The organism is Aeromonas sp. HMWF014, assembly GCF_963878295.1.
Classification (GTDB): domain Bacteria; phylum Pseudomonadota; class Gammaproteobacteria; order Enterobacterales; family Aeromonadaceae; genus Aeromonas; species Aeromonas popoffii.
Window position 1 is genome coordinate 1 of record NZ_CAWNYS010000018.1, and the last position, 7,257, is coordinate 7,257.

Below are 7,257 nucleotides of genomic sequence, written 5' to 3' on the forward strand. Positions count from 1 at the left end.
GTCTTGAGGTAATCCATTGCCTTGGTGGGATGGGTCAGTACCTCGACATACTTTGACCAGAGGGTACCGGTCAGCTTGAGCCCGGCCCGCAGCAGACGGCTGCCTTGATGGGCGTCCTGCTCGTCGTCGTCATGATCGCCGGTAATTGGCTCGGGTTGCGGACGTGACGCCGGGGTCGGGCTGTCATCCATCATGGTAAGCAGGGCGCGCACCAGAGAGAAGCCATCTCCCATGGCGTGATGAAAACGCACCACCAGCGCCTGCCCACCGAGGGAGGTATCCACCAGGTGCATCTCCCACAGGGGGCGCTGGTGGTTGAGCGGGGTGGAGGCAAAATCGGCCACCAGCCGCTCCAGCTCCTCCTTGCCAGCCTTGCCCGGCAGGATCACCCGCTTGAGATGCTGGTCAAGATCAAAATCGGGATCGTCGCGCCAGTAGTACTCTCCCCCCTCCAGGCTGGCTTTTTGGTGAAAACGGGGTTGCACGCTCAGAGTGTACAGAAGGCTGGCACGCAGCTGGGCTTCGTCCAACTGACCGTCAAACATCAGCACGCCGACGATCTGCATCAAATTGTTGGGCCTGTCCATCCGCAGCCAGGCGGTATCGACACAGGAGATAAGTTCACAGGGTGACATGGTATTTTCCCTACCGTTTCGCTTATTTGTCCGCGGCCTTCTCATGAAAACCACATTATCGATGGCGAACAAACAGGAGTCCTATATGTTGGTGCCAATACGCTTCGATTAATTCTTTCTGTCTGGACAGAACGACACGTAGCGCCGTGAATATTTTATCGCAGAACAAATAATCAGCCCGTGCATACCCTCCCGATTTATTGTTATCCGGAGGGTATGTATCGTTCAATTAATATACAAATGTGCTAATTCGCAGCTACTGTCGGCGACGGTATTAAGTGAATATTTGAATGCTTGCCCCGGGTTATCCCTGACAGGGACAAGGCAGGCGATGATCGACATATTCGAGGATTTCCTGCTCCAGCACGCTGCGTACCGGCAGCAGCATCAGGCCGAGACGCACCTCCAGCTGCAGGCTGTTGTCGGTCAGGCAGAGAAAGCCATTGACCCCGGCGCCGCGAAACATCAGCCGGGTCTCCTCTTCATCTTCCCACTCACAGTCGAGTTCGTACTCTTCGCTCATGTCCTGTGCGATGGCTTCGGCGGCGAGCCGTACCCCCGCTAATCCCAAGGGATGCTGGCGGTTGACCTTGATGGTCGACAGGCTGCTGCCGACAAGGGGATCGTATAGAAACATGCTAACTCTCTGAGCGGTGACAACATTTACTGATATTAAACATATGAATCAAACAAGTGAAAGCCATTTGCAACATAATTGGGACTCACTTAACAAAGACGGTTGAGTAAATGCTCCATGCTTTTCTCCTCATTCCCGCTCGCGTTACACTAACAGGCAAAGGCGTACCTGAGTGGCAGCCCCGCTTCCCCTTCAGGGTTCATGCCCTCGTTTTATCTAGCCGCCAGGCCATTCGGTGCAGGTCACCAGAGAGCAGCATATGACCCAAGAGACACACATAGCCGATGACCCGCAAGCCGACGAGAGTACCCTGGGGCGGCTCTATCGCCAGCTCAACCGGGTTGCTTCCCTGCGTGAACAGATGCGCACCCACCCGGAAGATCAACAAGACAGGGACAGCTTGCGCCAGTGGCAGGCGGATCGGTTGGGCCGCAACCACGGCGATCTGCTGCAGAGCAAACGCTATGGCCCGGCTGCCGCATTTTTCCTGACGGATCTCTATGGTCCTGGCGATTGTGCCCGCCGCGATGCGGACGTGATGCGGGTGATGCCCACCGCCGAGCGATTCCTGCCGGAGTCCGGGCTCAAGGTGCTGGCGCAGGCGATCGAACTCGATGCCCTCTCCGAGGAGCTCGACTACCTGATGGTGGTGGCGCTGCGTCGCAGTGGTGCCATCCATCGGCTGACGGCAGAGGCGTATGCCCTCGCCTATCGGGAGGTGGGTGAACCCGAGCGGCGCGCCCATCAGATAACCCTGGTCACCGAACTGGGGCTCACCTTGGACAGGCTGGCCCGCAAGCCTTTCCTTGGCACCACCCTCAAACTGATGTCGGGACCGGCCCATCTGGCAGGCCTTGGCGAGCTCTTCTCGTTTGTCGACCGTGGCTATCGGGTCTGCCATCAGATGGGGAAAGCCAACGAGTTTCTGGACACCATCGCCAGTCGGGAAAGCGCCATCATGGCGGCGTTGTTTGATGGGGATGCCAGCGTGCTGGATTGACAGGTGGTGCTGGATACTGCAATAAAAAAGCGGGTCCGTGTGGCCCGCTTCTGTTACTGGGGGAAACCCGCGGATCAGATCACCAGCAGATCCATGAAGGCGTGGACCGGCGTGCCGGCCAGCCGCTTGCCATCCTGGCAGAGGGCGAGGATATCCTGTACCCGCTTGGCCGGGAAACGGGTGGCCAGATTATGCTGGAATTTTTCTACCAACAGCGGGATCCCCTCCTCCCGGCGGCGGCGATGGCCGACCGGGTACTCCACCTCTACCTTAGGAGTGTGAGTCCCGTCCTTGAAGAAGATCTGGATGGCGTTGGCAATGGATCGCTTGTCCGCCTCCAGATATTCGCGGCTGTAGCGCTTGTCCTCCTGCACCACCATCTTGCCGCGCAGCGCATCGATGCGGGGATCGGCAGCGATGCCATCTTCGTAATCCTCGGCGATAAGGCGACCAAAAATCAGCGGCACTGCCACCATGTACTGCAGGCAGTGATCCCGATCGGCCGGGTTGTTGAGTGCCCCCACCTTGCTGATGATGCGAATGGCCGATTCATGGGTGGTGAGTTCGATGCGGTCGATCTCGTCCAGCCGCCCTTTCACCTGACCGTGCAGCTTCATGGCGCACTCCACCGCCGTCTGGGCGTGGAATTCGGCGGGATAGGCGATCTTGAACAGCACGTTCTCCATCACATAGCTGCCGTAGCCCTGATGCAAGGCGAACTGGTTGCCCTTGAACAGCACGTCGTAGAAGCCCCACCTGGGGGCGCTCAATACACCGGGATAGCCCATCTCGCCGCTCATGGTGATCAGCGCCAGACGCACCGCGCGGGAAGTGGCATCCCCCGCCGCCCAGCTCTTGCGAGAACCCGCGTTGGGCGCGTGGCGGTAGGTACGCAGGCTCTGGCCATCAACCCAGGCTTGGGAGACCGCATCGATCACCTGATCCCGACTCCCTCCCAGCATGTGGGTCACCACGGCGGTGCTGGCGACTTTGACCAGCACCACGTGATCGAGGCCAACCCGATTAAAGGAGTTTTCGAGCGCCAGCACCCCTTGAATTTCGTGAGCCTTGATCATGGCCGTCAGCACATCGGCCATGGTCAGCGGCGCCTTGCCCTCGGCCACGCGGGTGCGCGACAGCCAGTCGGCGGTCGCCAGAATCCCCCCCAGGTTGTCGGAAGGATGGCCCCATTCGGCGGCAAGCCAGGTGTCGTTGTAATCGAGCCAGCGGATGATGGCGCCGATGTCCCAGGCCGCCTTGACCGGATCGAGGCAGAGCTGGGTTCCGGGCACCCGGGCACCATGGGGCACGACGGTACCGGGGACTATGGGGCCCAGGTGCTTGGTGCATTCGGGAAAGCGCAGCGCCAGCAAACCGCAGCCCAGGGTGTCCATCAGGCAGTAGCGGGCAGTATCGAGGGCCGCCTGGCTGGTGATGGGGTGGTTGCAGACATAATCGGCAATATCGACCAGCACCTGATCGGGCTCGGGTCTGTGGTTAACGTCGACGTTGGCGGACATCGTGATTTCCTTATCGTTGCTGTAGGGAGACGAAATGACGGGGGGCCGGGCCGACGTAATCGGCGCTCGGGCGAATGATCCTGTTGTGCTCGCGCTGCTCCATCACGTGGGCGCACCAGCCGGTGACCCGAGAGCAGACGAAAATGGGGGTGAACAGCTTGGTCGGGATCCCCATGTAGTGATAGGCGCTGGCATGGAAGAAGTCGGCGTTGGGGAAGAGTGCTTTTTCCTCCCACATCACCGTCTCCGCCTCGCAGGAGACGCGGTAGAGGCGTGTGTCCCCCGCCGCCTCGGCCAGCTTGGCCGACCACGCCTTGATGATGACGTTGCGCGGATCCGAGGTGCGATAGACGGCGTGGCCAAAGCCCATGATCTTCTCCTTGGCCGCGAGTTTTTCCAGCAGCTCGCCCCTGGCCTGAGCCTCATCCTGCCAGGGGGCGATCATCGCCATGGCGGCTTCATTGGCCCCGCCGTGCAGCGGGCCGCGCAGGGTACCGATGGCGGCGGTCACGCAGGAGAAGAGATCGGACAGGGTCGAGGCACAGACCCGGGCCGCGAAGGTGGAGGCGTTGAACTCGTGCTCGGCATAGAGAATGAGGGAGACATGCATCACCCGGCGTTCAAGCTCACTCGGCGCCTTCTGGTGTAAGAGCGCCAGGAAGTGGCCACCGATGCACTCCTCGTCGGTATCGAGCGCGATGCGTACCCCTTCATGACTGAACTTGTACCAATAAATAAGGATGCCAGGGAAGGCGGCCAGCAGGCGATCGGCCACTTCATGTTCGTGCTCGAAGCCCTCTTCCGGCTCCAGATCGCCGAGCATGGAGCAGCCGGTGCGCAGCACATCCATGGGATGGGCATTGGCGGGAATGAGCTCAAGCACCTCCAGCAGGGCACGGGGCAAGATGCGCAGTCGACGCAGTTCGCGCTTGTAGTCCAGCAGTTGCTGTTCACTGGGCAACTCGCCCTTGAGCAGCAGATAGGCAACCTCCTCGAACTGGGCGCCATCCGCCAGCTCCTTGATGTCATAGCCGCGATAGGTGAGTCCTGTGCCGCTCTTGCCCACGGTACAGATACTGGTTTCCCCCGCGCTCTGACCCCGCAGGCCGGCGCCGCTCAATGGCTTCTCTTGTCCCATAACCTTGCCTCCTAATCCCTGGATGTGAACAGACGATCCAGTGTCTGCTCGTAATGGTGATAACCGAGAAAGTCATATAACGATTCCCGGGTCTGCATGGTGTCCACGACGGCTCTCTGGTGGCCATCCTGGCGAATGTGCTGGTAGACGTTGAGCGCGGCCTGATTGGCCGCCCGGCTGGCGCTTAACGGGTAGAGCACCATGTCGACGCCGTGCTCGGCGAGCTCGGCCTTGTCAAACAGTGCTGTCTGGCCGAATTCAGTCATGTTGGCGAGAATGGGCACCCCGGCGGCCTGCTTGAAGCGGTCATACTGACCGAGATCGGTCACCGCCTCGGCGAAGATCATGTCTGCCCCGGCGGCCACGTAGGCGGCGGCGCGCTCCAGCGCCGGGCCAATCCCCTCCACCGCCAGCGCATCTGTGCGCGCCATGATGACGAACTCCCCGTTTTGACGGGCATCCACCGCCGCCTTGATGCGATCGCACATCTCCTCCTGCGAGACCACCGCCTTGTTGGGCCTGTGGCCACAGCGTTTCTGGGCCACCTGATCTTCCATGTGCACGGCGGCAACACCGGCGCGCTCAAAGGCGCGAATGGTGCGGGCGATATTGAAGGCGCCGCCCCAACCGGTGTCGATGTCGACCAGCAGGGGCACCTTGGTCGCAGCGGTGATCCTTTCTGCGTCGATCAGCACGTCATTGAGGGAGGTCATGCCGAGATCCGGCAGGCCATAGGAGGCATTGGCCACCCCGGCGCCGGAGAGATAGAGGGCCGCAAAGCCGCTACGCTCGGCCATCAGGGCCATGTAGGCATTGATGGTGCCGACGATCTGCAGGGGCCGTTCGTTGGCGAGGGCGGTGCGAAAACGCAGGCCTGCCGAGGGGGTAAGGCTGGACATCATGACTCCTTTCATTTGTCTGGTCTGACTATCTAATATCACGTTTACGTTAACGTCAATCATACTTTCGTGGCAGAACGGCGTCAGGCAAGACAGGGCGCGGGTTTTAGGGTAAATTTCACCAATTCCTTCAACAGATTGAATCGTAATGTCGGATCCCAATCCCGTGATCGTCTGCCCGGCTTGCGACTTGCTGATCGAACGCAAGTTATTGCCCCTGCGCCGCCACGCTCACTGTCCCCGCTGTCATCAGCATCTGTATGGACGCTATGCCTTCCGCTCCTCCCAGTTGATGGCCCTGACCATCACGGGGTTCTTGCTGCTGCCCTCTGCCTTCTTCGAACCGCTCATCTACCTGCGTCTGGCCGGGGTGAACTCGGACGCAAACTTGTTAAAGGGCATGTTGGTGCTGATGGTCGAGCACGAATTCTGGGTGGCGGGGCTGGTATTCTGGTGCGCCGTACTGGCGCCGGTAGGCTTGCTGCTGGGGATCTTTGCACTGGCCTCCGGCCTTGCCAAGCGCTGGCACATACTGGCGCCGACCTTAAGAGCCGTGGAGGTATTTCGTCACTGGGCCATGCTGGAGGTCTACATGGTCAGCCTGCTGGTCGCCCTGTTCAAGCTGATCGACATCGCCGATGTACGCCTCGGCGGCGGCCTGCTGAGCTTGGGGATCCTGATGCTGCTCAACATGACGCTGCTGATCCTGTTCGATCCTGCCCCCTACTGGGAGCGCGTACCACTGGAGGAGCCGGATCATGTCCCAGACCAGCGCTCGTGAGCTGGGGCTGTGCCGCTGCCACACCTGTGGCCTGCTGGTGCGCTATCAGGCAGGCAGCGTCTGCCCCCGTTGTCACAGCAGGTTGCAGGTTCGTATCCCCCACTCCCTGGCCTGGTCCTGGGGCTTGCTGGCGCTGGCCACCTTCATGTTGCTGCCCGCCAACCTGTTGCCCATCACCCATTTCTACAACAAGGGGTTATTGCAGTCCGATACCATCTTCAGCGGTATCATGATGCTCTACCGCAGCAAGATGTCGGGTATCGCCACCATAGTGCTGACTGCCAGCATCATAGTGCCGGTGGGCAAGATTTCGGGACTGGGATGGATCTGCTGGCAGTTGCAGCGAACCACGCCGGTGCGGCGCAAGCGTCAGCTCATCATGTATCGCATCATCGACTTCATCGGCCGCTGGTCCATGCTGGACTTGTTCGTCATCTCGCTGATGGTGGCGCTGGTGGATCGCGGCGTGCTGCTCAATGTACGGGCGGGACCCGGCGCCACGGCGTTTGCCGGTGTGGTGGTGCTGACCATGATGTCGGCCCGCATGCTGGATACCCGCTTGCTCTGGGACAAGGCGGCCCGTTGATGGTCTGGTGAACGCATATCCCGCTTGTCCTGGGATGGGGATGCCCCGAATAGTGAATAAC

At 60.5% G+C, this 7,257-nt stretch carries 8 protein-coding genes; 3 read left to right on the forward strand and 5 right to left on the reverse strand.

What is annotated here, in order from left to right; translation table 11 throughout:
- Both AAC083_RS00620 and AAC083_RS00625 read right to left on the reverse strand, forming a co-directional pair.
- Positions 1–635, reverse strand: a 635-nt coding sequence (locus AAC083_RS00620) for a wax ester/triacylglycerol synthase domain-containing protein (RefSeq protein WP_308810984.1), incomplete at its 3' end; no start/stop codon positions are given.
- Positions 636–939: 304 nt separating this feature from the next.
- Positions 940–1,272: a polyhydroxyalkanoic acid system family protein gene (locus tag AAC083_RS00625; RefSeq protein WP_042037771.1), complete on the reverse strand. Its 333-nt coding sequence runs from the start codon at positions 1,270–1,272 to the stop codon at positions 940–942.
- 259 nt (positions 1,273–1,531) lie between these two features.
- Here AAC083_RS00625 and AAC083_RS00630 point away from each other — a divergent pair, with 259 nt between their 5' ends.
- Positions 1,532–2,272 carry an FFLEELY motif protein gene (locus AAC083_RS00630; RefSeq protein ID WP_108535640.1) on the forward strand — a complete coding sequence of 247 codons (741 nt, stop codon included), beginning with the start codon at positions 1,532–1,534 and terminating at the stop codon, positions 2,270–2,272.
- A gap of 74 nt (positions 2,273–2,346) precedes the next feature.
- Here the strand turns inward: AAC083_RS00630 and AAC083_RS00635 are convergent, their stop codons facing one another.
- The 3 genes from AAC083_RS00635 to prpB are packed head-to-tail and all read right to left on the reverse strand — an operon-like array spanning position 2,347 to position 5,829.
- The gene (locus AAC083_RS00635) at positions 2,347–3,792 is read right to left on the reverse strand and encodes a bifunctional 2-methylcitrate dehydratase/aconitate hydratase (RefSeq protein ID WP_108535641.1); all 1,446 of its coding nucleotides are present in this window, start codon (positions 3,790–3,792) and stop codon (positions 2,347–2,349) included.
- Between the two features lie 10 nt (positions 3,793–3,802).
- Entirely contained in the window at positions 3,803–4,930 is a 1,128-nt protein-coding gene (gene prpC, locus AAC083_RS00640; RefSeq protein WP_108535642.1) for a bifunctional 2-methylcitrate synthase/citrate synthase, read from the reverse strand.
- A gap of 11 nt (positions 4,931–4,941) precedes the next feature.
- Positions 4,942–5,829, reverse strand: coding sequence for a methylisocitrate lyase (gene prpB / locus AAC083_RS00645; RefSeq protein WP_042037765.1), 888 nt, complete (start codon positions 5,827–5,829; stop codon positions 4,942–4,944).
- Between the two features lie 148 nt (positions 5,830–5,977).
- Between prpB and AAC083_RS00650 the strand changes: the two genes are divergently transcribed.
- Both AAC083_RS00650 and AAC083_RS00655 read left to right on the forward strand, forming a co-directional pair.
- Entirely contained in the window at positions 5,978–6,610 is a 633-nt protein-coding gene (locus AAC083_RS00650; RefSeq protein ID WP_042037764.1) for a paraquat-inducible protein A, read from the forward strand.
- Positions 6,588–7,196, forward strand: coding sequence for a paraquat-inducible protein A (locus AAC083_RS00655; RefSeq protein WP_108535643.1), 609 nt, complete (start codon positions 6,588–6,590; stop codon positions 7,194–7,196). Before AAC083_RS00650 ends, AAC083_RS00655 begins: the two co-directional genes overlap by 23 nt.
- Positions 7,197–7,257 lie beyond the last annotated feature (61 nt).

Coding starts and splice junctions, on each gene's coding strand:
- AAC083_RS00625 (WP_042037771.1), bottom strand. CDS start 1,272: ATGTTTCTATACGATCCCCTTGTCGGCAGCAGCCTGTCGACCATCAAG.
- AAC083_RS00630 (WP_108535640.1), top strand. CDS start 1,532: ATGACCCAAGAGACACACATAGCCGATGACCCGCAAGCCGACGAGAGT.
- AAC083_RS00635 (WP_108535641.1), bottom strand. CDS start 3,792: ATGTCCGCCAACGTCGACGTTAACCACAGACCCGAGCCCGATCAGGTG.
- prpC (WP_108535642.1), bottom strand. CDS start 4,930: ATGGGACAAGAGAAGCCATTGAGCGGCGCCGGCCTGCGGGGTCAGAGC.
- prpB (WP_042037765.1), bottom strand. CDS start 5,829: ATGTCCAGCCTTACCCCCTCGGCAGGCCTGCGTTTTCGCACCGCCCTC.
- AAC083_RS00650 (WP_042037764.1), top strand. CDS start 5,978: ATGTCGGATCCCAATCCCGTGATCGTCTGCCCGGCTTGCGACTTGCTG.
- AAC083_RS00655 (WP_108535643.1), top strand. CDS start 6,588: ATGTCCCAGACCAGCGCTCGTGAGCTGGGGCTGTGCCGCTGCCACACC.